Origin of the sequence: Mycobacterium lehmannii (assembly GCF_001499925.1) — a bacterium.
Classification (GTDB): Bacteria; Actinomycetota; Actinomycetes; order Mycobacteriales; family Mycobacteriaceae; genus Mycobacterium; species Mycobacterium lehmannii.
Window position 1 is genome coordinate 21,807 of record NZ_LQIR01000056.1, and the last position, 23,663, is coordinate 45,469.

Genomic DNA, 23,663 nt, shown 5'->3' on the forward strand with positions numbered 1-23,663 from the left:
CCATGACTTTGTCCGATTCGAGGACCGACACCTGCGGGCCCACAGAAACCCCCGACGACATCGACATCGATGCACTGCGGGAGAAGTACGCCCAGGAGCGCGCGAAAAGGCTTCGGCCCGAGGGCTCCAAGCAGTACGTCGAGTTGACCGACGACTTCGCCGGCTACTACGAGGTCGACCCGTACACCCCCGTGGCGCCGCGTGACCCGATTGTCGAGGACATCGACGTCGCGGTGCTCGGCGGCGGCTTCGGCGGGCTGCTGTCGGCGGCGCATCTGAAGAAGGCAGGCGTCGAAGACGTCCGGATCATCGAGCTGGGTGGCGACTTCGGTGGGGTCTGGTACTGGAACCGGTATCCCGGCATCCAGTGCGACAACGAGTCCTATTGCTACATCCCGCTTCTGGAAGAGCTTGACTACATCCCGAGCAAGAAGTTCGCCGACGGCCCCGAGATCTACGAACACTGCAGGCGCATCGGCAAGCACTTCGGCCTCTACGACTCGGCGATCTTCTCCACCCAGGTGCGCGATATGCGCTGGGACGAGGAGATTCAGCGGTGGCGCCTGGCCACCAACCGCGGTGACGACATCCGCGCGCGGTTCGTGGTGCTGGCGTCCGGGCCATTCCACCGACCGAAGCTGCCGGGCATCCCGGGCATGAAGGACTTCAAGGGACACAGCTTCCACTCGTCGCGGTGGGACTACGACTACACCGGCGGCGACTACACCGGCGGCATGGACAAGCTCGCCGACAAGCGTGTCGCGATCATCGGCACCGGCGCCACCAGCATCCAGGTGGTGCCGTTCCTGGCCCGAGATGCCAAGCACCTATATGTCGTTCAGCGCACCCCGTCGACGGTCGACGCGCGCAACAACACCCCGACCAACCCCGACTGGGTGAAGACGCTGCAGCCCGGCTGGCAGAAGGAACGCCAGCGCAACTTCCACTCGTGGACGTTCGAGGGAATGGCGCCCGGGCAGCCGGATCTGGTGTGCGACTTCTGGACCGAACTGGGCCGCAACACCGCCGCGCGGGTGCTCTCGCTCGAGGACCCGTCGACGCTGACGCCCGAGCAGTTCATGGCGATCCGCGAGGAAGAGGACTACAAGATCATGGAGCGGCTGCGCCGCCGGATCGCCGAGACCGTCGACGACCCTGAGACGGCCGAGGCGCTCAAGCCGTACTACCGCTTCCTGTGCAAGCGTCCGCTGTCCAACGACGACTACCTGCCCACCTTCAACCGGCCCAACGTGACGCTGGTCGACGTGTCCGACACCAAAGGGGTCGAGCGGATCACCGAGAAGGGCTTCGTCGCCAACGGCCAGGAATACGAGGTCGACTGCATCATCTACGCCAGCGGCTTCGAGATCACCACCGAGATCAGCAGGCGCTACTCGATCGACGCGATCGAGGGCCGCGACGGGCTGTCGCTCTACGACTACTGGCACGACGGCTACAAGACGCTGCACGGTATGACCAGCCGCGGCTTCCCGAACCAGTTCTTCACGGGCTTCACCCAGGTCGGCATCTCGGCCAACATCGCGGCCAACTACGAACTGCAGGGCGAGCACATCGCCTACATCATCGCCGAGGCGTTGAAGCGGGGCGCGACGGTCGTCGAGCCGACCGACGATGCGCAGGAGCAGTGGTGCCAGACCATCCGCGAATCCGCGGTCGACAACTCGGCTTTCGACGCATCCTGCACTCCGGGCTACTACAACAACGAGGGCGGCGGCGGCGGTGAGGGCATCCGCTCACACCTCGGCGAGCCTTACGGTCCGGGCTTCTACGCGTTCGGCGATCTGCTCAAAGAGTGGCGCGACAAGGGCGACCTCGATGGCCTGGTACTCGAGAAGTAGCGATTTGTGTGCGTTCGGGAGCGGTGAGCGCTCCCTCTCGCACACAAATCGCAGGTATGCGCGATGAGTGAGCTGCGCTTCGACGGTCAGGTGGCCGTCGTGACCGGTGGCGGCAGGGGCCTGGGCCGCTCATACGCCATGCTGCTCGCGCAGCGGGGCGCCAAGGTCGTCGTCAACGATCCGGGCGGCAGCCTGACGGGTGAGGAGTACGACCCCGTCCACCCGCCATCTAAGGCGCCCGGGCCCGCCGAAGAAGTGGTGCGCGAGATCGTCGCTGCCGGAGGCGACGCCGCGGCGAACACCGATTCGGTGGCCACCCCGGCCGGCGGCAAGGCGATCGTCGAATCCGCTCTCGAACGCTACGGGCGCATCGACATCCTGATCCACAACGCAGGCATCGTGCGCCGGGCTCCACTTGCGGAGATGACGTACGATGACTTCGAGGCGGTGCTCGACGTCCACCTCCGTGGTGCTTTTCACGTTGTGCGCCCGGCATTTCCGTCGATGTGCGACGCCGGATACGGCCGCATCGTGCTGACGTCCTCGATCGGTGGTCTCTACGGCAATCACGGCGTCGCCAACTACGCGGTGGCCAAGGCGGGCGTGATCGGCCTGTCCAACGTCGCGGCCATGGAGGGCGCCGCGCACGGCGTCAAGAGCAACGTGATCGTGCCCGCCGCGGTGACACGGATGGCCGAGGGCATCGACACGTCGGCGTATCCGCCGATGGGCGCGGAGCTGGTCGCACCGGCGGTGGGATGGCTGGCACACGAATCATGTTCGATCACCGGTGAAGCGCTGATCGCGCTGGCAGGCCGGATCGCGCGGGCCGTGGTCGCGGAGACCCCCGGCGTCTACCGGCCGTCGTGGTCGATCGAGGAGGTCGGCGCGCAGATCGCCGCGATCCGCGACCTGTCCGAACCCGTGGTGTTCCCTGTGGTGCCCGACGGGCACAACGACCACATCAAGTACAGCTTCGCCATGGCGCAGAAGGGCGGTGTCCATGCCTAGCGGGCCGCTGGCCGGGGTGCGTGTCGTCGACCTCACCGCGATGGTGATGGGGCCGTACTGCACCCAGATCATGGCGGACATGGGTGCTGACGTCATCAAAGTCGAACCGCCGCAGGGTGATAACACCCGCTTCATCTCCGTTGGCCCTTCGCCCGGGATGAGTGGGGTGTTCGTCAACGTCAACCGTGGTAAGCGCAGCGTGGTGTTGGACCTGCAAACCGAAGCCGGAAAGGCGGCGATGCGGGCGCTCATCGAGCGCTCCGACGTGTTCATCCATTCCATGCGCGCCAAGGCGGTCGCCAAGCTCGGCTTCGGCTACGACGACGTCGCCGCCGTCAACCCCGCGATCATCTACACCAACTGCTACGGCTACGGCCGCCGTGGGCCCGACCGCGACCGCCCCGCGTACGACGACACCATTCAGGCCGAAGCCGGATTGCCCGCGGTACAACAGCAATTGACCGGTGAGGCCGATTTCGTCGGCACGATCATGGCCGACAAGGTCGGCGGGCTGACGGCCCTCTACGCGACGATGATGGCCTTGTTTCATCGCGAGCGGACCGGGGAGGGGCAAGAGGTCGAGGTCGCCATGTTCGAGACGATGGCGTCGTTCATGCTGGTCGAACATGCCAACGGCGCCATGTTCGACCCCCCACTGGGGCCCGCGGTGTATCCGCGCACGGTCGCGCCCAACCGCAGGCCGTACCGCACCAGCGACGGCTACATCGCCGCGCTGATCTACAACGACAAACACTGGAACGCATTCATCAGCGCGGTGAGTCCGGCGTGGAACGACGAGTCCTACGCCACCCTCGAGAAGCGTGCGCACAACATCGATGTCGTCTACGGGCTGCTCGCTGAGACCATGACGGAGCGCACCACCGCCGAATGGCTGGATCTTTTCCGGAAACTCGAGATTCCCGCCGCGCCGCTGAACACTCCCGACGCGCTGTTCGACAACGAACACCTGAACGCGGTCGGGCTTTTCGAGACCGTCGAGACCGCGGACGGGCCGGTGCGTTTTCCGGGGGTACCGACGTGGTTCTCCCGCACACCGGGCAAGGTCGCGGGCCCCGCCCCCACGCTGGGCGCCGACACCGATGCCGTGCTAGACGAGTTGGGTCTCACCGCGCTCGGCTCCGTCGAGACTGCGGTTTCTGACGGAAACGGCGCGGATCTCGTCAAAAACCGTAGTGTCGGCGCAGCGGAGCGGGGGTAGGCGCGTGGATTTCGCGATGGGCGACAAGGCAGCGGAGTTGCGCGGCGAACTGCGTGCGCTGGTCAAAGAGCATGTGCCCGAGGACTATCTGGGTGCGTTCACCGACGACCCCGCCGATCTCGAGATCGCTCAACGGTTCTGCCGCATGCTGGCCGAACGCGAACTGCTCTGCCTGTCCTGGCCGAAGGAGTTCGGCGGTGGTGGGGCGTCGGTGTGGGAACAGACAGTTGTCCGCGAGGAGATGTGGGCGCATCACGAACCGCGCGGCGCCCAGTACATGGGGGTCAACTGGGTCGGCCCGATCATCATGCGCCACGGCACCGAGGAGCAGCAGCGCAAACACCTACCGCCGATCGCGCGCGGTGAGGTGATCTGGTGCCAGGGTTTCTCCGAACCGGAGGCCGGCTCCGATCTCGCGTCGCTTCGCACGACGGCCCGTCCCGACGGTGATGGCTGGCTGGTCAGCGGGCAGAAGATCTGGACGTCCTACGCGACGATGGCGCAGTGGTGCTTCCTGCTGGCCAGGACGTCACGCGGTGAGAAGAAGCAGCGGGGTCTCACGATTTTCCTTGTCCCGATGGATGATCCGGCCATCCAGGTCCGGCCGATCCGCGCCATGTTGGGCCCGCACCACCTCAACGAGGTGTTCTTCGACGACTTGCGTGTCACCGAGGCCGACGTGCTCGGGACGGTCGATGCGGGCTGGTCGGTGGTGCAGGACGTGATGGCGTTCGAGCGGGTTGGCATTGCTCGCTACGCACGCTGCGAACGACTGCTCGCCGCGGCGCCCACGGTGCTCGGCGACCGGTGGGACGACCTTCCGGGAGAGTTGCGCGGCCGCTGGATCCGCATGCTGACCCACTGCCGGCGGGCCCGGCTGATGGCGTACCGAGTGGTGTCCCTGCAGAGCAGCGGACGCATTCAACCGGGTGACGCCGCGGCCTACCGGATCGCGGTCACCAAGCTCGACCAGGACAGTGCCGAGGTGCTGATGGACATCGCGGCCGAGGTATCCCACGACGACCCGCGGGCCGCCTGGTTCCTCGGTGAGGTCGAGGACCACTGGAAGTACTCGCAGGCTTCGACCGTCTCGTCGGGAAGCATCGAGATGCAGCGGATTCTGCTGTCACGCGCAATGCTGGCGGTGGCGCGGTGAATCTCGAACTGTCCGAGGACGCCGTCGAGTACGGCCGCCAGGCGCTGCGCGCGTTCGAGGCCGCCGGCGGCGACGAACTGGTCCAGCAGGCCGAGGCCAAACCGGAGGCGCGCGAATCGCTGGTGGGCCCGGTGCTGGCCGGTCTGGGCGCCTGGGACCTCGACGCCCGCAGCGACGCAGACGGCCTCGAGGCGGCCGCGGCGCTGTGCCGCAGCGCCGGTTACTGGGCGCTGCCGTATCCGGTCGCGGAACGATTGTCCGCCCCGACCGACCTCGACACCGACGGCCTGATCGTGGTGGCGGGCAACCGGCCCGCAGCAGCGGTGGCCGGTCTCGAGAACCGTTGGACGACAGTCACGCTGGACGGCACCCGCAGCACCGTGACCGGGATCGGGCCCGTCGGCCCGGGCTTCGTCTGCGAACTGCAGACGGCCGCCGTCGACGACCGAGGCGCCGCCGATGTCGCGCTCGGACTGGTGCTGGGGTGCTGGACGCTGCTCGGCATGCTCGACCGGGCGATCGAACTGACGGTCGCGCACGTCAGCCTGCGCAAGCAGTTCGGGCAGACGCTGTCGTCGTTCCAGGGCGTGCAGTTCCAGCTGACCGACGCAGAGGTGGAGCGCAGCGGACTCGACATCCTCGCCAGATACGCGCTGTGGAGCATCGCCACCGCGCGCCCCGAGGCGCTGACCGACGCACTCGCGCTGCGGTTGTCGGCACTCGAAGCCGCCGAGGTCGTGTTCCGCGTCTGCCATCAGCTGCACGGCGCGGTCGGGTTCTGCGACGAGACCACGCTGTCGTGGCTGTCGCGCTACAGCCAACCGTTGCGGCGGCTGCCAATCGGCCTGTCCGCGACCCGAGATGCCCTGACCCGCAACGCTGGCCGCGCCGGACTGACGGGATTGTACGCATGAGGGTCGCGGTGATCGGCACCGGTTTCGGCAAGCACGCGGCGGCTCCCGCATACGCCGAAGCCGGGTTCGACGTCGAGGTCGTCAGCCCCCGCGACGAGGACGCGGTCAAAGCCGCGCTGGCTTCGGACGTCGACCTGGTCTCCGTGCACTCGCCGCCATTCCTGCACCTCGAGCACGTCACCGGTTCGCTCGAGCACGGGCATGCGGTGTTGTGCGACAAACCATTCGGCCGCAACGCCGACGAGGCAGCACAGATGCGCGACATGGCCCGCGACGCAGGTGTGCTGCACTTCCTCAACTTCGAGTTCCGGTTCAACGAGTCGTGGACGCGGCTCAAAGAACTGGCCGACAGCGGGGCGATCGGCACACCCAGGCACCTGCACTGGACGTTCTTCGGAAGCGGGCTGCGTGGCCGAAAGTTCGGCTGGATCAACGACCGCGACCTGGGCGGCGGCTGGATCGGCGCCTACGGCTCCCATCTGATCGACTTCACCCGGTGGCTCTTCGGCAGCGAGATCACCGACTGCGGCGGCGTCACCCGCATCGACGGCTCACCCGAGCAGGCCACCGCCGAGGATGCGTACGCGGCGTGGTTCGCAATGGCGAACGGCTGCACCGCTACTCACGACACCGGGTTCGCGGCCGCCGTCCCTTCACCGCCGTCGGTCACGCTGTTGGGCAGCGACGCCACCGTCGAACTGACGGCCGACACGACGCTGGTGGTGCGACGCATCGGCGCCGATCCCGAGACCACCGAGTTCGCACCGCCGCCGCGACGCTCACCCCCGCCCGCGCTGTCAGTCTTCTTCGGACACGTCGCCGAGGCGTTGCGCACCGGTACGCAGATCACCCCGTCGTTCGACGACGGTCTGGCCGTCGCGCGCGTCTTGGACCACCTGCGGGCCAAGGCGGTGCGGCAATGAGCGCCGAGTCTGAAGATATGCATCAAAAAGCGCCCGAAAGTCGAGCACTAGTTCAGTTTCGGCACCAGGTGCGGCAGTGGTGCGTCGAGCACATCCCACCGGACTGGCGCGAAACCCAGACCGGCGCAGACGATGAGCAGTTCGTGGCCTTCCAGAAGGGGTGGTTCGCCGAGCTGCACAGCGCCGGCTACGCCGTCCCGCACTGGCCCGCCGAATGGGGCGGCGGCATGTCGGTGGAAGAGCAGGTGGTGTTGTACCAGGAACTGGCTGCACACGACGCACCGCGGCTGGTTCTCGCGTTCGTCGGTATCCACCACGCCGCCTCGACGCTGTTGGTCGCCGGCACCGAGGAGCAGCGGCGACGGCACCTGCCCGCGATCCTCGACGGCGAAATCTGGGTGCAGGGCTTCTCCGAACCCGAGGCCGGATCCGACCTGGCCAGCCTGCGCACCACCGCGCGCAAAAGCGGCGACGCCTACATCGCGAACGGTCAGAAGCTGTGGGCCAGCGGAGGCAAGCACGCCGACTGGTGCCTGCTGCTGGCCCGCACCGACCCGGATGCGCCGAAACGCAAGGGCATCTCGTACTTCCTTCTCGACATGACCACACCCGGCGTCGAGGTGCGGCCCATCCGCAATGCGATCGGCGACTCTCACTTCTGCGAGATCTTCCTCAACGACGTGTCGATCCCAGCGGCCAACCTGATCGGGGCGGAGAACGACGGCTGGCGGGTCGCGCAGGCGACCCTCGGCGCCGAGCGCGGCATGACGATGCTGGAGCTCGCCGAGCGCCTCGGCAACGCCGGCTTCCGCTGGCTGGTGCGAAGCGCTCCGACCGACGATCCGATCGTCGCCGACCGGCTCGCGCAGTTCGAAACCGAGATCGCGGGGCTGCGGGCACTGTGCCGAAAGGTGGTCGAGGATAACGAGAACGGTACCGCCGACCCGGCCGACGCCTCGATCGTCAAGCTGTTCTACAGCGAACTTCTGCAGCGCATGACCGACCTCGGTGCCGAGGTCGGCGGGTTGGCCGCACACACCGAACTCGCCAAGCCGGCCTCCAGCGGCTGGGAGTCGGGGGCCTGGGTGCTCGACTTCATCGGATCGTGGGAATGGACGATCCCCGGCGGCGCGAGCGAGATTCAGCGCACGATCATCGGCGAGCGCGGTCTGGGCCTGCCGCGAGAACCGAGTGCCGTCTGATGAACGACTTCACCGAATTCCACGACGAACTACGCTCGGTGGCAGGCGATCTCCTGGCGAAGGAGCGTAACGTCGGATGGCCGACGCTGATCGACGCGGGCTGGGTCGGACTCGAGGTGCCCGAACAATTCGGCGGGGCGGGTGCGTCGTTCGCCGAAGTCGCGGTGGTCTGCGAGGAGATCGGCCGCGCCGCGGGCGCCACCGACTTCCTCGGCAGTGCGGTGCTGGCCGTCGGAGCGCTGAACGCGCTGCAGCCCAGTGACACCCGCGACACGCTGCTTACCGAGATAGCCAGTGGCGCGATCCGGGTGGCTGTCGCACTGGAGCCGTTCGACTTCGTGCCCGACGCCGAAGGCGCGGACCGCATCCTGATCGTCACCGACCGCGGTGTCGCCGTGTCCGAGCAGCGGGCCACGCCGCGGCCCGTCGTCGACGAGACGCGCAACCTCGCCGCGATCGACCCGGCGGCTGCGATCGCCGAAACCTTGCCGTTCACCGACGATCCCGCGGTTGCGGTGCAGCGGTTACACGACCGGGCCGCCGCGGCGATCGCCTGCGACAGCCTCGGCCTGAGCGAGGCCATGCTCGCCGCCACCGTCGGATATGTGAAGGTGCGTCAGCAATTCGGCAGGGCCATCGGCTCCTTCCAGGCCGTCAAACACGCATGCGCCGACATGCTCGTCAGCATCTCCGTGTCGCGCCAACTCGTCGATGCCGCCGTCCGAGCGGTCGCCGAGGACGCGCCGGAAGCCGGGGCCGCCGTCTCGATGGCCAAGTCGTATACGTGCGCGGCCGCCGTCGACATCGCCGGCAAGGCCATGCAGTTGCACGGCGGCATCGGATACACGTGGGAGAGCGGTATCCACGTCTACCTCAAGCGCGCCACCCTCAACCGATCACTGTTCGGCTCTCCGTCAGCACACCGAGAACGACTAGCACAACGCTATCTATAGAGAAATCAAGGAGTTTCCCGTGGGTGTACCCGTATACAAGCGCATACTCGACCTCTTCGAGGCCGAGGGCATCAACACGTTGTTCGGCATTCCCGACCCCAACTTCGTGCACATGTTCACCGAGGCTGACGCGCGCGGCTGGTCGGTGGTCGCACCGCACCACGAGCTGAGCGCCGGGTTCATGGCCGAGGCGGCATCGCGGATGACGGGCACGCCGGGGTTGTGCATCGGAACGCTCGGACCGGGCATGGCCAACATCGCGGGTGCGATCCAGTGCGCGCTGGTCGAGAACTCGCCGGTCATCTTCCTCGGCGGCCAGCGTGCTCGCATCACCGAACGGCGGGTGCGGCGCGGGCGCATCCAGTTCGTCCAGCAGGAGGACCTGTTCAAGAACTCGGTCAAGTTCAGCAGTTCGATCGAGTACGCCGACCAGACCGACGAGATCATCCGCGAAGCCATCCGCCAGTCCATGTCGGGCACCCCCGGCCCCTGCTACATCGAGTATCCGTCCCACGTCATCCTCGAAGAGCTTGACGTGCCGGATCCGTTGCCGCCGCACCGGTATCGGCTCGTCAACCAGGGTGCGGGTGAACGTGAGGTCGCCGAGGCGGTCAGACTGATCCGCGAGGCGAAGAGCCCAGTCCTGTTGGTGGGTCACGGAGTTCACACCTCGCGCACCCAGGAGCAGGTCAGGGAGTTGGCCGAGCTGATGGCCTGCCCGGTGATCCAGACCTCGGGCGGCACCTCTTTCATCCCCGGCCTGCAGGACCGCACCTTCCCGTACCTGTTCTCTCCGGCGGCGAACGAGGCCGTCGAGAAGTCCGATCTGTGCGTGGCGCTGGGAACCGAGCTCGGCGAACCCATGCACTACGGCAGGACCCAGCACTGGGCGGGTAACGATGCCAACCGCAAATGGATTCTCGTGGAACAAGATCCGACCGCAATCGGGGTGAACCGGCCGATCGACGTGCCGCTGGTGGGTGATCTTCGCGGCGTGGTGCCGCAACTGGTCGCGGCGCTGCGCGACACCCCGCGTACCCCGTCGGCCGACTTCGAGGCCCTGATCAAGGCCGACGCCGCCGAGATCGCCCGAGTGGCCGCCGAAGCGCCGAGCGGTCGCGCGCCGATCCACCCGGCCCGCTACGTCGTCGAGGCCACGAAGGCCTTCGACGAATGCACCGAGGACGGCATCCTGGTCCGCGACGGTGGCGCCACGGTGATCTTCCAGTGGACGTACTCGCAGACCAAGCCGCGAGACGTGATCTGGAATCAGAACTTCGGTCATCTGGGCACCGGTCTGCCGTATGCGGTCGGCGCGTCGGTCGCCGAGGGGCGCAAGCGTCCGGTCATGCTGCTCACCAGCGATTCGGCGTTCCTGTTCCACATCGCCGAACTCGAGACCGCGGTCCGCGAGAACGTGCCGCTGGTCTGTGTCGTCGGCGTGGACTACCAATGGGGCCTGGAGGTGGGCGTCTACAAGCGCACGTTCGAGCAGCCGTCGCCGCAACCGGGTGTGCACTGGAGCAAGGACGTCCGGCTCGACAAGGTCGCCGAGGGCTTCGGGTGTCACGGCGAGTACGTCGAGAAGGACGACGAGATCGGCCCGGCGATCAAGCGGGCGTTCGCCAGCGGCAAGACCGCCGTCGTCCACGTCTGCATCGACCCGAAGGCCAACTCCGAGGAGATGCCGAAGTACGACCGGTTCCGCACCTGGTATGCAGAAGGCACGCAGTAGGCGATCTAGGGAAGAGTGGGGACATGCGCGAATATCTCAAGTTCTACATCGACGGCCAGTGGGTCGACCCGATCCGGCCCAACACCCTCGAGGTCGACAACCCGACCACCGAGGAGGCCTCCGGCAAGATCGCGATCGGTTCCGCGGCCGACGTCGACGTGGCCGTGCAGGCCGCCCGCCGAGCCTTCAACACCTGGTCGCAGACCAGCCGCGACGAGCGCCTCGAGTTGTTGCAGGCGATCATGGGCGAGTACCAGAAGCGCGCCGGTGACCTCGCCGACGCGGTCAACGAGGAGATGGGCGCCCCGGCGTCGCTGGCGGCAGGCCCCCAGGTCAACCTCGGACTCGGCCACCTCGCCACGGCCATCGACGTGCTGAAGAACTTCGAGTTCGAGGAGCAGCACGGGGCCACCCTCGTGGTCAAGGAGCCGATCGGGGTCTGCGGGTTGATCACGCCGTGGAACTGGCCGATCAACCAGATCGCCTGCAAGGTGTTCCCCGCGCTGGCGACGGGCTGCACGATGGTGCTCAAACCGTCGGAGGTCGCACCGTACTCGGGCCAGATCTTCACCGAGATCCTCGACTCGGCAGGCGTTCCCGCCGGGGTGTACAACATGGTGTTCGGCGACGGACCGGGCGTCGGCGCTGCGTTGTCGGCCCATCCCGACATCGACATGGTGTCGTTCACCGGGTCGACGCGGGCCGGCGTCGACGTCGCCAAGAACGCCGCGCTGACCGTCAAGCGCGTCACCCAGGAACTCGGCGGCAAGAGCCCGAACATCGTGCTCGACGATGACGACTTCGCCAAGAGCGTGACTGCGGGTGTCTCGGTGATGATGATGAACAGCGGCCAGAGCTGCAACGCGCCGTCGCGCATGCTGGTGCCGAACTCCCGCATGGACGAGGCGATCGAGATCGCCCGCGAGGTGGCCGGCGGGGTCAAGGTCGGCGATCCCGACGAGAAGACCGCGATCGGCCCGGTCGCGTCCAAGGCGCAGTTCGACAAGATCCAGGGCTTGATCCAGTCGGGCATCGACGAGGGCGCGACCGTCGTCATCGGCGGCACCGGTCGACCGGAGGGTCTGAGCAAGGGCTACTACGTGAAGCCGACAGTGTTCGCCAACGTCACCAACGACATGACGATCGCCCGCGAGGAGATCTTCGGCCCGGTGCTGTGCATCCTCGGCTACGACGACCTCGACCAGGCCCTCGAGATCGCCAACGACACGGAATACGGTCTGGCGGGCTACGTTTCGGGCGCCGACTTGGACAAGGCCCGCGCGGTGGCGCGGCGGATCCGGGCCGGCTCGGTCGCGATCAACCACGGCTTCGACATGGCCGCTCCGTTCGGCGGTTACAAGCGCAGCGGTAACGGACGCGAGTGGGGACACTTCGCGTTCGACGAGTTCCTGGAGATCAAGGCCGCGCTCGGTTATGCGCCGGAGGCCGCAGCGGGGTAAGTCGTCGGCGCGGCAACCTTTCGCCGAGCGGCAACCTTTCGCCGAGCGTCGGGTTTCTGACCGGAAATCGCCCGAAATGCGTCAGAAACCCGACTCTCGGCGCTGCGTTACGTCTTGAGTAGCGGCCGCAGATCGTCCAACCGGTCGAACAGGTGCCAGATGTACGACGATGACCCGTTCTCCCGGTGCGCGTGCAGGTCGGCCAGATCGGGGTCGTTGCAGTAACCGTCGAACGCGTCCCTGGAGTCCCACTCGACGAGGATCAGCACCTTCCGTGGCTCGATGTCGCCGAGGACGGCCTCGCTGAATTGTCCGAGGGCGACGACGCGACCGCCGTGCTTGGCGACCTCCGCGGGCGAGCGTTTCGAATAGGCGAGGTACTCGTCGCGGTCGGCGACGTCGAAGAGGTTCAGCGCATATATCGTCACGTGGGTGACGGTACGCGGCGAGAAGTACGAATACGGCATCGATTTCGACCGCATCGCGGCGATCGACATCCACACCCACGTCGAGATCGACTGCCACGGCCACAAGGCCTACGTCGACGAGCTTGTGGAGGCGACCGAGAAGTACTTCAAGATGCCACCGGGCGCGACGGCAGGCGTCGACGCGGTCGCCGACCTGTACCGGCAGCACAACACCGCCGCGGTCGTGTTCACCATCGACGCGCGGACGGCGATGCGCCACGTACCCAACTCGATCGAGGACCTCGTCGCCGGTGCTGCGCGAAACAATGACGTGCTGATCCCGTTCGGCAGCGTCGACCCGTGGCACGAGCGTCGGGCGGTGCACCGGGTCCACGAACTCGTCCGCGACTACGGGGTCAAGGGCTTCAAGTTCCATCCGAGCATGCAGGCGTTCGAACCCAACGACCGTCGCTTCTATCCGATCTACGAGGCGATCACCGAGGCCGGGCTGCCCGCGTTGTTCCACACCGGGCAGACGGGGATGGGGTCGGGGCTGCCGGGTGGGCACCGCATCAAGCTGCGCTACTCCGATCCGATGCTGCTCGATGACGTCGCCGCCGACTTCCCGGATCTGACGATCGTGATGGCCCACCCAGCGGTGCCGTGGGTCGACTCGCAGATCGCGATCGCCACACACAAGGCCAACGTGTACGTTGACCTGTCCGGGTGGAGCCCGAAGTACTTCCCGCCGCAGCTGGTCCGCGCCATGAGCAGGCAGCTGCGCACCAAGGTCCTGTTCGGCACCGACTTCCCCTACATCCAGATCGACCGGTGGCGCGCCGACTTCGACACCCTCGACATCGACCCGGCGGTGCAGTCGCTGATCTACAAAGAGAACGCGCTGCGCGTCCTGGGAGTCGCGCGCTGACGGCGCGATGAGTTTCCGCGGCGACGGCGGTCTGCATCGGTGACTGACCACTCACCCAGAAGGAGACCTATCGTGCCCGTCCGCAATTCCGCCCCCGTTGGCGCCCCGACCTGGATCGACCTGGCGTCCTCGGACGTCGAACGCTCGCAGTCCTTCTACGGCGAGGTGTTCGGCTGGACGTTCGAGTCGTCGGGCCCCGAATTCGGCGGCTACGTGACCGCCTCCCGCGACGGCAGGCCGGTCGCCGGCCTGATGTTCAACGACCCGCAGTGGAACAGCCCCGACGGCTGGACCACCTACTTCCACACGACCGACGCCAAGGTCACCCTGGACGCGGCGATCGCTGCGGGCGCGACGACGTGCGGAGCGCCCGTGATGGAGATCAAGGACAAGGGCTGGATGGGCATGCTGTCGGACCCCAGCGGCGCGTTCGTCGGGCTGTGGCAGCCGAACGGACACCGCGGATTCGAGGTCATCAACGAACACGGCGCGCCGGTGTACTTCCAATGGACAGGCCGCGACTACGCCACGTCGCAGCAGTTCTACCGCGACGTGTTCGGCTGGCAGATCGAGGCCGTGTCCGACACCGACGAATTCCGCTACAGCACGGCCAACTTCGACGGTGAGGCGCTGCTCGGACTGATGGACGGCAGCGCCTTCCTTCCGGAAGGGGAGCCGTCGAACTGGAACTTCTTCCTGGGCGCCGACGACGTCGACAAGACCGTGCAGTTGGTCCTCGACAACGGCGGCAGCGTTATTCGCGGCGCCGAAGACACGCCCTACGGGCGGTTGGCCGCGGTGGCCGATTGCAACGGGGCGGTCTTCAACCTGTCCTCGCTGCAGTGAGCCAGCCTCAGGCCGTCATCAGGTAGTCGGTCCTGCCGACGAAGACGATGCTCGCCGGGTTCGGCGTGGTGGCCGCGTCGACGACGGCGTCGGCGAAGGTCATATGGCTCATGTCGCCGGACACCACCGTGAGTTGGACGCCGGCCTGGCGGAACTCCGAACGCCTTGTCAGCAGGGCTGTTTCGCCGGCCCGCATGCTCGCCGCGACGGCCGTGTAGCCCTTGGGCACCGCCTTGTCGGGAAAGAAATGGGCCTGATGACTGGTGACGAAGACGATCCGTCCGCCGACGGGCATCAGCGGCAGGGCCGCCAGGGCGAGCCGGCGTTGGGCGTCGCGGTTGAGGCGCATCGCGCACTCGGGATCAGCGCCGGTGTCCAGCGCATCCGACGAGTTGAGGATCAAGGTGTCCAACCGACCGAAGCGCGTTGCGATGCCGTCGATCACCTCCGCGGATTCGACCTCGTCGGAGATGTCGCGCGTCACGACGACGTGGGTGTCCACGCTGCCGAGCTGACGTGCGACCCGCGCGCCGAGGCCCCTCGAGCCGCCGGTGACCAGGACGATTCGTTCGGGTTGGTGATCCATGTCGGGCTCCTTCCGTCGCTGCGCGCCCGCGTGGCCCCAACCGTACACCTATTTCTAAGAAAAATAAGGTCTATCTAAGGTCACAATAAGGTAGCCGTCGAAGGGTTCATGATGGTGGCGTGGAGTCGACCCGCGTAGACAGGTGGTTGTGGTCGGTCCGGTTGGCCAAGACCAGGCCCGATGCCGCCGAGGCATGCCGGGGCGGGCACGTTCGGGTCAACGGGCGGCCCGCCAAGCCGGCCACCCCGGTATCGCCCGGCGACGAGGTGCGGGCCCGCATCGGGCAGACCACTCGAGTCGTCGAGGTGCTGCGGGTGATCCAGAAGCGGGTGGGCGCGGCCGACGCGTCGACGTGTTATCTCGACCGGACACCCAAGCCTGCGGTCACCGAAACGGTGCAGTTCGCCGCCCGCGACCGCGGTGCGGGCCGACCGACCAAGCGGGACCGCCGGATGCTGGACAGGCTGCGGGCGGGCCGGCTGTGACTTCAGGCCGTCGGCGCTGCCAGTTCGAAGTCGGCAAAGTCGAATCCCGGCACCACCACACAGCTGACCAGGCTCGGCTCGTCGTCGCGGGGTCGGGCGCGCTGCCAGTGGCCCGGCGGCACGACGAACTGGGGCTGCTCGCCTGCGAGAATGTCGACACCCAGAAGACGCGGTGTGGCACTGCTTTGTTCGGGCCCGGCCTCGAGCAGTAGCGGGCTGCCCGCGTGGAACAGCCACAGCTCGGCACTGCGCACGGTGTGCCAGGCCGACTGCTGACCGGGCATCAGCAGGAACAGGATCGCCGTACCCGCGCTGCGCGGGCCGGTGTAGTCCGGCGGCAGCGCGGACTGCGGCACGGTCAGGTCGCTGCGCCACGTCTCCCTGTACCAGCCGCCCTCCGGATGGGGGGACAGGTCGAGGCGGTGTGCCCATTCCGGAAGATCGGTCATTCCAGTACCTGCCTTTTCGGTGTCGGACACTCCAGACTAGAGACCGGTGCCGTGCGATCCAGCCGATAGGCTCGTGACATGTCGCGAGTGCGCCCCGGATGGCTGGTCGCCTTGTGCGGGGCGATCGTCTCGGTGAGCGCATGGCTGCCGTGGCTGACCGCGAACGGTGGCCGGGTCAGCGCGATCGGCGGCATCTTCGGCGACCTGCCGGCACCGAAACCCGGATTCGGAGTGGGGCAGTTGATCGTGCTGCTGGCCTCGTTGCTGATCGTCGCGGGTGCGATGTCGGCCCGAGGGTTCTCGGCTCGCATCGCATCGACTGCGGCGTTGGCGATTTCGGTGCTTCTGGTGGTGCTGCCCCTGTGGTATTACCGGCTCTACGTATACGCGCCGGTGTCCGCCGGCTACGGGCTCTACCTCGGCGTTGCCATGGCCGTGGTCGCGGTGGTCCTGTCGGTGTGGGCGATGGTGGCCGCGTGGGCGACGGTCGCGTAGGTGGCGTGAGCGGGTTCGTCGAGCCGGTCGTACTGACCGGCGACCATTGGGTGACGTTGGAACCACTGCGCCGTGAACACGTTTCGGAGATAGCGGCCGTCGCCGCCGACGGTGAACTCGGGCGCCTGTGGTTCACCGCGGCGCCCGCGGCCGACTCCGTCGAGCGATGGGTGGATGCCAGACTGGCGGTGCAGGCGCCCGAGCGCGGGCTGACCTTCGTGGTGCGGCGCCACGACGGAACACTGGTCGGGTCGTCGAGCTACATGAACGTCGACGGCGCCAACCGGCGACTCGAGATCGGCAACACCTGGTATGTCGCCTCAGCGCGGCGCAGCGGCGTCAACTCCGAGACCAAGCTGTTGATGCTCGGTCATGCGTTCGACGAGTTGGGTTGTATCGCAGTCGAGTTCCGCACACACTTCTTCAACGCGGCCAGCCGCGCGGCGATCGAGCGCCTCGGCGCGAAGCTGGACGGGATCCTGCGCAGCCACCAGGTGCTGCCCGACGGGTCGCGCCGCGACACCGTGGTCTATTCGATCCTCGACATCGAATGGCCTGCCGTGCGCAACAACCTGCGGTACCGGCTGAGCCGTCACGCGTGACGCGCGGCTTCTTGGATGAGCTGAATCCGGGAGGTAAAGCCGAGCTTGGCGTAGACGTGGGTCAGATGCGTCTGCACCGTGCGCGGCGAGATGAACATGCGCTCGGCGATGTCCTTGTTGCCCAAGCCGTCGACGGCGTGGCGGACGACGTCGCGCTCGGTGGGCGTGAGTGACTCCCAGCCGCTCGCGGGCCGCTTCCGTTCCCCCCGTCCGCGCTGGGCGTAAGCGATGGCTTCCTCGGTCGACATGGCCGAACCCTCGGTCCAGGCGGTGTTGAAGTCGTCTTCCCCCATGGCTTTTCGGCACTGTTCGACGGCGTCGTCGTATCCGATCGCGTATACCGGCCATCGAGCTACGCCCATCACGGTCCGGGCGGCCGCGGCCGCACCGAAGAGCCGGACCGCGTGCCGATGATTGCCATGGTCAGCCGCACAACGTCCGAGAGCTTCGAACGCCTCCGGAACATGCAGGAACGCGCTGGTCGCCAGTGCGAGCACCAGGGCGTCGTGGGCGTCCCGCTCGGCTTGGTCGCGCCCGCCCTGGGCAAGCGCTACGTGAGCTCGCGCCACCAGCGCGTTCATCTGGTAGTTCCCGTTCGTCATGGTTACGGTTTCGTCGGCCCACCGCCTGGCGGCGGCGAGTTCACCGCAACTCAAAAGTGCGACGGTCATCGGCGTGAGGGCTCGTATGTAGGGCATCTGGTCGGGGGTGGTGAGCGCCAGCGCCGCCTCGCACGCGGTCTTCGCCGCGGCGGCATCTCCGGCGGCCAAGTCTGCAAGAGCCAAGGTGATGTGCACCGTATTGTCGTGGAATCCGCCCATCGCAATCGAGACTTCATGTGCCTGTTTGGCCTTCGCCCGCGATGCCGAAACTGTGCCGCGGTAGGCGAATGAGTTGCTCTCACACGTGAGGGCGAACAATTCGAGCATCGGTTCACCGGCGGCGTGCGCCTCTTCGCTGACAGCGCGGATCACCACGTCACCGTCGGTTGCCCCGCCTCGCCAGGCCAATGCGACTGCCAGCCATATCCTGCAGTGTCGCGACACGAAGTCGTCGCCGATCGCGTCGGCGACGAGACGCCCCTCTTCCGCCGCCAGTTGCGAGGCGAGCGGTTGCCCCGCCACATTCGTTGCGACGGCCAGGCAGCTGAGGTAGTAGCACAGCTTCGACCGGTCATCTGCCTTCCGTGCGAGATCGATCGCGTCGACCCAATACGCTTGCGACACCGCGGGGCTGTAGTAGGCGAGGCCGCCGCAAGCCGCCAAGCAAGACACAATCAACCCCTGGTCACCCAATTCCCGAGCGGCGGCCAGCGCCTCCTCGCCGCGCTCCAAGCTCGCCGAGTCGGCGGTCCAGGCCGTCAGAATGCTTCTGTCGGCGACGGCGCGTATCCAGACCGCGGCAGCGACGTCGTCGTCCCGATAACGCTTGTCGTTGAACGCGAGATCGAACGCGGCGATGCCTTCGCGCATCCTCCCGCGCTTCTCCCACAGCCTCTGCAGCGCGGAGATCAACCGGAGTGCGGGTTCGAACTCCCCGCAGTCGATGCTCCAGGCGTGGGCAGCGCGCAGGTTTCCGGTCTCCTGCTCGGCCCAACCGATGAGCCGATCCTCACCCTCGAGACGGACCGCGGTGGCGACGTAGTGGTCACGGTGGCGCGCGCGCATCAGGGTCGCCTCGCCGGACTCGGCGAGCTTTTCGAGTGCGTACTGACGGACCGTCTCGAGAAGGCGATACCGCATCGCGCCCGATTCCTCGTCAGCGGTGACGAGGGACTTGTCGACGAGAAGGCTGAGCTGGTCGAGAATCTGGAACTGCTCGGCTTCGTTGGTGGCGGCGACAGCTTGTGCGGCATCGAAGTCGAACCCGTCCATGAATACGCCCAGTCGGCGGAACAGGACTTGCTCGGCGTCGGTGAGCAGTGCGTGCGACCAGTCCACGGAGGCCCGCAGGGTCTGCTGGCGGCGCATGGTGTTTCGGGCGCCGCCGGTGAGGAGCCGGAACCTGTCGTTGAGGCTGTCGGTGATCTGGTGCAGCGACAGAGCGCGGACCCGCGCCGCCGCCAACTCGATCGCGAGCGGCATTCCGTCGAGTCGTCGGCAGACGTCCACTACGAGTGCTAGGTCGTCGCCCGTCACGTGGAAGGTAGGCCGCGCTCGCTGAGCCCGTTCGATGAACAACGCTACGGCCTCGTCCTCCAACGTCAGCGAGGGCACTCGCCAGGTGACCTCACCCGACACGGCGATCGTTTCACGGCTGGTGGCGAGAATCGTCAACTGCGGGCAGCTGTTCAGCAATCGTATGATCACGTCACCGCATGCGTCCAAGAGATGCTCGCAGTTGTCCAGCAGCAGAAGGATTTCGCGCTCGCCGACGAAGCGCTGCACCGTCTCCAACGGGGAGCGTCTGGGTTGATCCGGCAGCCCCAGCGTGCGGGCGATCGTGAGCGTGACGACGGCTGGATCTGCGATGGCGGCCAAGTCGATCCACCACAGCCCGTCATCGAATTCCTCGGACAATGCATTCGCGGCCTCGATGGCGAGGCGTGTCTTACCGGCGCCGCCCGCTCCGGTCAGGGTGACAAGGCGATTGTCGACAAGCAGCCGGCATACCTCCTCCAGCTGTTGCGCCCGGCCGACGAAACTGGTCAGTTGTGCCGGAAGGTTGTGTGAGCGTGAGCTTTTAGCGGTACGCAGCGGAGGAAACTCATTGCGAATGTCGGGATGACAGAGTTGCACGACGCGTTCGGGACGGGGCAGATCGCGGACAGGGTACATCCCGAGTTCCGCCAGCCAGGCGCCGACCGGCAACCGGTCAGACACCAAATCGGTTGTCGTACCCGATAAGACGGTCTGCCCGCCGTGCGCAAGATCGCGTATACGCGCGGTGCGGTTTATGGTGGGGCCGATGTAGTTGGCCTCGTCACGCAATTGCACTTCGCCGGTGTGCAGGCCGACCCGCAGCCGGATCGGCGCCAGTGAGGCTCGCTGTAGGTCAAGGGCGCATGCCACCGCGTCGCTTGCGCGACCGAAGGCGATGACGAAGCTGTCGCCCTCACCCTGCTCGATGGGCCGAACCCCGTCGTGCGCGCCGACGACCTCGGCCAGCGTTCGATCGAGGGTCGCGAAGGCCGCCGTCATCTCATCGGGCTGGCTCTCCCAGAGCCGGGTCGACCCCTCGACGTCCGCCAGCAGCAGCGTCACCGTCCCGGTCGGTACCAGCTCGCTCACGCCCAAGTCGCTCCAGTTCAACGGCGCCGCGTCGATTCCAGTCATGCTAGCCAGCCTGTGGCCGTGAGCATGGGGAAACATCGGCGCGGATGCGTAAATCTGCCGTAGAGGGGCGCGTAGACATGCCGAACTGCGGCCAGATCGCACGCGATCTGACCGCAGTTGCGGCTAGGCGCGGTTACCCGGCTTCGACGGTCGTGGTTTCGATCGACTTCTGGCCGCCGCCGTGGGCGACGTCGATCTTGCGCGGCTTGGCGCGTTCGGCCATCGGGATGGTCACGGACAGCACGCCGTTCTCGTAGGTCGCCGAAATCTTTGACGCGTCAACACCTTCGCCGAGGGACAGCTGCCTGCGGTAGGTGCCGAAGAACCGCTCGTTGGCCAGCCACTGCACACCGTCGTCCGACCGTGCGGTGCGGTGTGCCGAGATCGTCAGCGTGCCGTTGTCGACGTTGACATCCACTGAGCCGGGATCAACGCCGGGCAGATCGGCGGTCAGCAGATAGTGGTCGTCGACCTTGCACAGGTCCATCGGCATGAACCGGGGGGAACGATTTGATCCGGTCTGGTTCGTCAGAAGACCCCGGGTCAGAGCATCAAGTTCGGTGAACGGATCAAAGCGAAGCACAGCAATTCACCTCCTATATCACTCAGAGCCCGCCACCCTGGCGGGCAGCCAAATCACTGTGCGCACCTGCGATGTTAGCACTCACCACCCAAGAGTGCTAGAAGTTTTTTACGAGATTTCGACGGCTGAGACCTGCGCGCCGACCAGCGGCCGACGGCATCGGTCGCATGCGAAGACGGCGGTGAAGTCCTGCCGGCAGGCGGTGTGCGTCAGCAGGACCGCGGGGCCGTCGGGGCCGGTGAACCAGCGCTGGGCCCACTGCAGGGCGGAGATCAGGATCGGGAACAGGGCGCGACCCTTGTCGGTCAGTTCGTATCGGTCGCCGACGTCGGCGAGCACCCCGTTGGCGCAGAACGTGGTCAGCCTGTCGGCGATCGATCCGGGGGGCGCTCCGAGCTGAGCCTGGAAGTCGGTAAAGCGCCGAACTCCGACGAATGCCGCCACCAGCAGTGCGAACCCCCAGCGGTTTCCCATGATGCTCATCGTCTGCGGGAACAGACCCGCGGCCGTGTGTTGATCGGCCTCCGAGCGCCTGCGCGTCGCGGTGGCCGAGGGCACCGACCGCTCCCACGACCCACTCGGACCCCATTGGGGGACAACGTCTTTGTCGCCGGCAGTCTCGCCGCACGAGCGGCACGTCACCATCGGTGTGAAATCGGCGCCGCATGCGGCATGGCGCATGGCGGGCAGCGGCTCGGCGTGGTCGGGAACCCAGTGGCGCTCCCACTCCCAAATCGACAGCAGCACCGGCCACAGCGACCGGCCGCGCGGCGTGCCGACGTACTGGAAACGCTGCGGTCCTTCCTGGTATTGGCGACGCTCGAGCAGTCCCACGGCGGTCAGCGTTCGGAGTCGGGTTGTCAGCACATTGTTGGAGATCGGCAGGCGAGACTTGAAGTCACCGAAACGGGTCGCCCCCAGCAGCGACTGCTGCATGACGAGCAGAGTCCACTCGTCGCCGAGCAAGCCGAGCATGCGGGCGACGGCGTTCGGCTCGGGCACGGACTGGGGCGGGGCCACCTACAGGCCGACGGCCTCGGCCGCCGAATCGGTTTTCCGCCACCGCCGCAGTTCCGATCCCGAGGCCCACGTCGCGTGTGTCCCGCTGGAAACCCGTTCTGGCAGAGCCAGTTTGCACACCGGGCCGTCGTCGACCCGGGCCGCGTCGAACACCAGGCAGTAGGAGGCGTCGGCGTTCATGTCGGTGGTGAGTGTGACGAGGTAGCCGTCGTCTTCGGCGGTGCCGTCGATTCCCGGGGCCGGGACGGCGACATTCGAGCTGGGTGCCATCGCGGTCTCGCTGCCGTACACACCGTCGGGGAGGCTGAACCGCTGTTCGGCACCGGTGCGCAGATCGTGTTTGACCAACCCGTCGAACAGGAACCAGCCCGGCTTACCGGTTGCCGCGTACGTGTAGCGGTAGGGGAGCCCTGCGTAACCGCTGTTGATCGTGCCGAATTCGGTGATGGAGTCGGTCAGCTGCTCCTCGGTGGTCTGCCCGGTGACGAGATTGAACCGCCAGCGGTGCAGCCGGGTCTGCAACCGGTCCAACGCCAGAAACCGAAATGCCCGCTGCCACCGGTCGCCTGCCCTCGTGTCGACCGGGGACGGGTCGCCTTCGAAGAAGCCGTCGAGAACGATCTCGTCACCGTCCTCGTAGGCGTTGGTGAAGTGCAGCACGAACGTCGGGTCGGCTTCGAACCACCGGATGTCGGCGGGTCCGCCGCGGCGGGGGACTACGGCGAACCGCGACGGCATGTCGGGGTGAAAGCCCGGCAAGTGGATCCCGGCTTCGAGCAGCGTGGGATCCCAGAACATCGGAAAGTCGTTGAGGATCGCGTAGTTCTCGGTGAACGCCATGTCGTGCGGCAGTCGCGGGCCGGGCAGCGGGATGTCGGTGAGGTGGACGAGGTTGCCTCCGTCGTCGACGACGCCGTAGCGCAGGTAGGGGGCCTGCTTGCTGTACGTGAAGAACAACAGCTCGCCGGTGCGGTCGTCAACCTTCGGGTGTGCCGAAACGCCCCAGTCCGCGGGGAACCTCCCGTGCCAATCCTCCTTGCCGAGGGTGTCGCCGGAGAACGGGTCGATGCGGTACAGATCGCCGCACTGATAGTGACTGGTGAGCGCGACACCGCGATGGACGATGACGTCGGTGCTCGACGCGTCCTTCATCAAAGTCCTTGCGCCCCAGCCGTGATTACGCTTGGCCAGTTCGATGGGCTCGGCCAGCCCAGGCCACAGCGGACCGCCTGCATCGTTTTCGGCGAGCAGACCGTCGGTGCGGACAAAGCGGTTGCGGTAGAACGCCTTTCCGTCGCGGAACCCGACGATGTGCACCATTCCGTCACCATCGAAGGGGTGGTAGAACTTCAGCGCCGGGTGCAGCGGATTCTCGGTGTTGCGCAGGTAGACACCGTCCAGGTCGGACGGGATCTCGCCCTCGACCACCGCGAGGTCGTCGGCGTCCCATTCGGTGTTCTGGGGACGCCACGGTCCGGTGCGGTACGGGTGGTCGTCGTCGTCCGGAAGCGTCGACAGGTACTTGCCGACGATCTCCACGTTCGCGCTTCCCATG

Annotated in this window: 22 protein-coding genes; 15 read left to right on the plus strand and 7 right to left on the minus strand. The window is 66.8% G+C overall.

Translation table 11 applies throughout. The features are described from left to right. The first annotated feature begins 2 nt into the window (after positions 1-2). From AU192_RS20830 to AU192_RS20875, 10 genes are all read left to right on the plus strand, one after another. A complete protein-coding gene (locus tag AU192_RS20830) occupies positions 3-1,859 on the plus strand; it encodes a flavin-containing monooxygenase (protein ID WP_064399426.1) in 1,857 nt (618 codons plus the stop codon). A 63-nt stretch (positions 1,860-1,922) separates the two neighbouring features. After that, entirely contained in the window at positions 1,923-2,870 is a 948-nt protein-coding gene (locus tag AU192_RS20835; protein ID WP_064399427.1) for an SDR family NAD(P)-dependent oxidoreductase, read from the plus strand. Continuing rightward, on the plus strand, positions 2,863-4,089 hold the full coding sequence (locus AU192_RS20840) for a CaiB/BaiF CoA transferase family protein (protein ID WP_064399428.1): 1,227 nt from the start codon (positions 2,863-2,865) through the stop codon (positions 4,087-4,089). Before AU192_RS20835 ends, AU192_RS20840 begins: the two co-directional genes overlap by 8 nt. 16 nt (positions 4,090-4,105) lie before the next feature. Continuing rightward, positions 4,106-5,245 carry an acyl-CoA dehydrogenase family protein gene (locus AU192_RS20845; RefSeq protein ID WP_174523664.1) on the plus strand — a complete coding sequence of 380 codons (1,140 nt, stop codon included), beginning with the start codon at positions 4,106-4,108 and terminating at the stop codon, positions 5,243-5,245. Then, entirely contained in the window at positions 5,242-6,159 is a 918-nt protein-coding gene (locus AU192_RS20850; RefSeq protein ID WP_064399430.1) for an acyl-CoA dehydrogenase family protein, read from the plus strand. The genes AU192_RS20845 and AU192_RS20850 overlap by 4 nt, the downstream gene beginning before the upstream one ends. Next, positions 6,156-7,082, plus strand: coding sequence for a Gfo/Idh/MocA family protein (locus tag AU192_RS20855; RefSeq protein WP_064399431.1), 927 nt, complete (start codon positions 6,156-6,158; stop codon positions 7,080-7,082). Before AU192_RS20850 ends, AU192_RS20855 begins: the two co-directional genes overlap by 4 nt. Beyond that, the gene (locus AU192_RS20860; protein ID WP_207544971.1) at positions 7,079-8,284 is read left to right on the plus strand and encodes an acyl-CoA dehydrogenase family protein; all 1,206 of its coding nucleotides are present in this window, start codon (positions 7,079-7,081) and stop codon (positions 8,282-8,284) included. Before AU192_RS20855 ends, AU192_RS20860 begins: the two co-directional genes overlap by 4 nt. Beyond that, positions 8,284-9,237, plus strand: a complete 954-nt coding sequence (locus AU192_RS20865; RefSeq protein ID WP_064399433.1) for an acyl-CoA dehydrogenase family protein — start codon at positions 8,284-8,286, stop codon at positions 9,235-9,237. Before AU192_RS20860 ends, AU192_RS20865 begins: the two co-directional genes overlap by 1 nt. A 19-nt stretch (positions 9,238-9,256) precedes the next feature. Continuing rightward, on the plus strand, positions 9,257-10,972 hold the full coding sequence (locus tag AU192_RS20870; RefSeq protein WP_064399434.1) for a thiamine pyrophosphate-binding protein: 1,716 nt from the start codon (positions 9,257-9,259) through the stop codon (positions 10,970-10,972). 23 nt (positions 10,973-10,995) lie between these two features. Further along, positions 10,996-12,432, plus strand: a complete 1,437-nt coding sequence (locus AU192_RS20875; protein WP_064399435.1) for an aldehyde dehydrogenase family protein — start codon at positions 10,996-10,998, stop codon at positions 12,430-12,432. A 107-nt stretch (positions 12,433-12,539) separates the two neighbouring features. Here the strand turns inward: AU192_RS20875 and AU192_RS20880 are convergent, their stop codons facing one another. Then, entirely contained in the window at positions 12,540-12,860 is a 321-nt protein-coding gene (locus AU192_RS20880) for a DUF1330 domain-containing protein (RefSeq protein WP_174522797.1), read from the minus strand. A 4-nt stretch (positions 12,861-12,864) separates the two neighbouring features. On the opposite strand from AU192_RS20880, the gene AU192_RS20885 reads away from it, so the two are divergent. Further along, positions 12,865-13,767: an amidohydrolase family protein gene (locus tag AU192_RS20885; RefSeq protein ID WP_064399436.1), complete on the plus strand. Its 903-nt coding sequence runs from the start codon at positions 12,865-12,867 to the stop codon at positions 13,765-13,767. Between the two features lie 72 nt (positions 13,768-13,839). Further along, positions 13,840-14,613, plus strand: a complete 774-nt coding sequence (locus AU192_RS20890) for a VOC family protein (protein ID WP_064399437.1) — start codon at positions 13,840-13,842, stop codon at positions 14,611-14,613. 7 nt (positions 14,614-14,620) lie between these two features. On the opposite strand, the gene AU192_RS20895 is transcribed toward AU192_RS20890, so the two are convergent. Further along, positions 14,621-15,199: an SDR family oxidoreductase gene (locus tag AU192_RS20895; protein WP_064399438.1), complete on the minus strand. Its 579-nt coding sequence runs from the start codon at positions 15,197-15,199 to the stop codon at positions 14,621-14,623. Positions 15,200-15,318: 119 nt separating this feature from the next. On the opposite strand from AU192_RS20895, the gene AU192_RS20900 reads away from it, so the two are divergent. Continuing rightward, positions 15,319-15,684: an RNA-binding S4 domain-containing protein gene (locus AU192_RS20900; RefSeq protein ID WP_064399439.1), complete on the plus strand. Its 366-nt coding sequence runs from the start codon at positions 15,319-15,321 to the stop codon at positions 15,682-15,684. 2 nt (positions 15,685-15,686) lie between these two features. Here AU192_RS20900 and AU192_RS20905 read toward each other — a convergent pair whose 3' ends face one another. Then, positions 15,687-16,133, minus strand: a complete 447-nt coding sequence (locus AU192_RS20905; protein ID WP_064399440.1) for a cupin domain-containing protein — start codon at positions 16,131-16,133, stop codon at positions 15,687-15,689. 78 nt (positions 16,134-16,211) lie between these two features. Here AU192_RS20905 and AU192_RS20910 point away from each other — a divergent pair, with 78 nt between their 5' ends. Together AU192_RS20910 and AU192_RS20915 are read left to right on the plus strand one after the other, a co-directional pair. After that, positions 16,212-16,628 (plus strand): hypothetical protein, encoded by a 417-nt coding sequence (locus AU192_RS20910; RefSeq protein ID WP_064399441.1) that lies wholly within the window; start codon positions 16,212-16,214, stop codon positions 16,626-16,628. A 5-nt stretch (positions 16,629-16,633) separates the two neighbouring features. Continuing rightward, positions 16,634-17,230 (plus strand): GNAT family N-acetyltransferase, encoded by a 597-nt coding sequence (locus tag AU192_RS20915; RefSeq protein ID WP_064399598.1) that lies wholly within the window; start codon positions 16,634-16,636, stop codon positions 17,228-17,230. Here AU192_RS20915 and AU192_RS20920 read toward each other — a convergent pair. From AU192_RS20920 to AU192_RS20935, 4 genes are all read right to left on the minus strand, one after another. Further along, a complete protein-coding gene (locus AU192_RS20920) occupies positions 17,221-20,505 on the minus strand; it encodes a LuxR family transcriptional regulator (RefSeq protein ID WP_064399442.1) in 3,285 nt (1,094 codons plus the stop codon). The two genes, AU192_RS20915 and AU192_RS20920, sit on opposite strands and share 10 nt — an antisense overlap. A gap of 133 nt (positions 20,506-20,638) precedes the next feature. Continuing rightward, positions 20,639-21,088: an Hsp20/alpha crystallin family protein gene (locus AU192_RS20925; protein WP_064399443.1), complete on the minus strand. Its 450-nt coding sequence runs from the start codon at positions 21,086-21,088 to the stop codon at positions 20,639-20,641. A gap of 108 nt (positions 21,089-21,196) precedes the next feature. Beyond that, positions 21,197-22,063, minus strand: a complete 867-nt coding sequence (locus AU192_RS20930; protein WP_064399599.1) for a winged helix-turn-helix transcriptional regulator — start codon at positions 22,061-22,063, stop codon at positions 21,197-21,199. A gap of 45 nt (positions 22,064-22,108) precedes the next feature. Next, positions 22,109-23,662, minus strand: coding sequence for a carotenoid oxygenase family protein (locus tag AU192_RS20935; protein WP_064399444.1), 1,554 nt, complete (start codon positions 23,660-23,662; stop codon positions 22,109-22,111). Position 23,663: the final 1 nt, after the last annotated feature.

Bases quoted from the DNA above. Each gene is read 5' to 3' on its own strand.
- AU192_RS20830 (WP_064399426.1), top strand. From the start codon at position 3: ATGACTTTGTCCGATTCGAGGACCGACACCTGCGGGCCCACAGAAACC.
- AU192_RS20835 (WP_064399427.1), top strand. From the start codon at position 1,923: ATGAGTGAGCTGCGCTTCGACGGTCAGGTGGCCGTCGTGACCGGTGGC.
- AU192_RS20840 (WP_064399428.1), top strand. From the start codon at position 2,863: ATGCCTAGCGGGCCGCTGGCCGGGGTGCGTGTCGTCGACCTCACCGCG.
- AU192_RS20845 (WP_174523664.1), top strand. From the start codon at position 4,106: ATGGGCGACAAGGCAGCGGAGTTGCGCGGCGAACTGCGTGCGCTGGTC.
- AU192_RS20855 (WP_064399431.1), top strand. From the start codon at position 6,156: ATGAGGGTCGCGGTGATCGGCACCGGTTTCGGCAAGCACGCGGCGGCT.
- AU192_RS20860 (WP_207544971.1), top strand. From the start codon at position 7,079: ATGAGCGCCGAGTCTGAAGATATGCATCAAAAAGCGCCCGAAAGTCGA.
- AU192_RS20865 (WP_064399433.1), top strand. From the start codon at position 8,284: ATGAACGACTTCACCGAATTCCACGACGAACTACGCTCGGTGGCAGGC.
- AU192_RS20875 (WP_064399435.1), top strand. From the start codon at position 10,996: ATGCGCGAATATCTCAAGTTCTACATCGACGGCCAGTGGGTCGACCCG.
- AU192_RS20895 (WP_064399438.1), bottom strand. From the start codon at position 15,199: ATGGATCACCAACCCGAACGAATCGTCCTGGTCACCGGCGGCTCGAGG.
- AU192_RS20905 (WP_064399440.1), bottom strand. From the start codon at position 16,133: ATGACCGATCTTCCGGAATGGGCACACCGCCTCGACCTGTCCCCCCAT.
- AU192_RS20910 (WP_064399441.1), top strand. From the start codon at position 16,212: ATGTCGCGAGTGCGCCCCGGATGGCTGGTCGCCTTGTGCGGGGCGATC.
- AU192_RS20920 (WP_064399442.1), bottom strand. From the start codon at position 20,505: ATGACTGGAATCGACGCGGCGCCGTTGAACTGGAGCGACTTGGGCGTG.
- AU192_RS20930 (WP_064399599.1), bottom strand. From the start codon at position 22,063: ATGCTCGGCTTGCTCGGCGACGAGTGGACTCTGCTCGTCATGCAGCAG.
- AU192_RS20935 (WP_064399444.1), bottom strand. From the start codon at position 23,662: ATGGGAAGCGCGAACGTGGAGATCGTCGGCAAGTACCTGTCGACGCTT.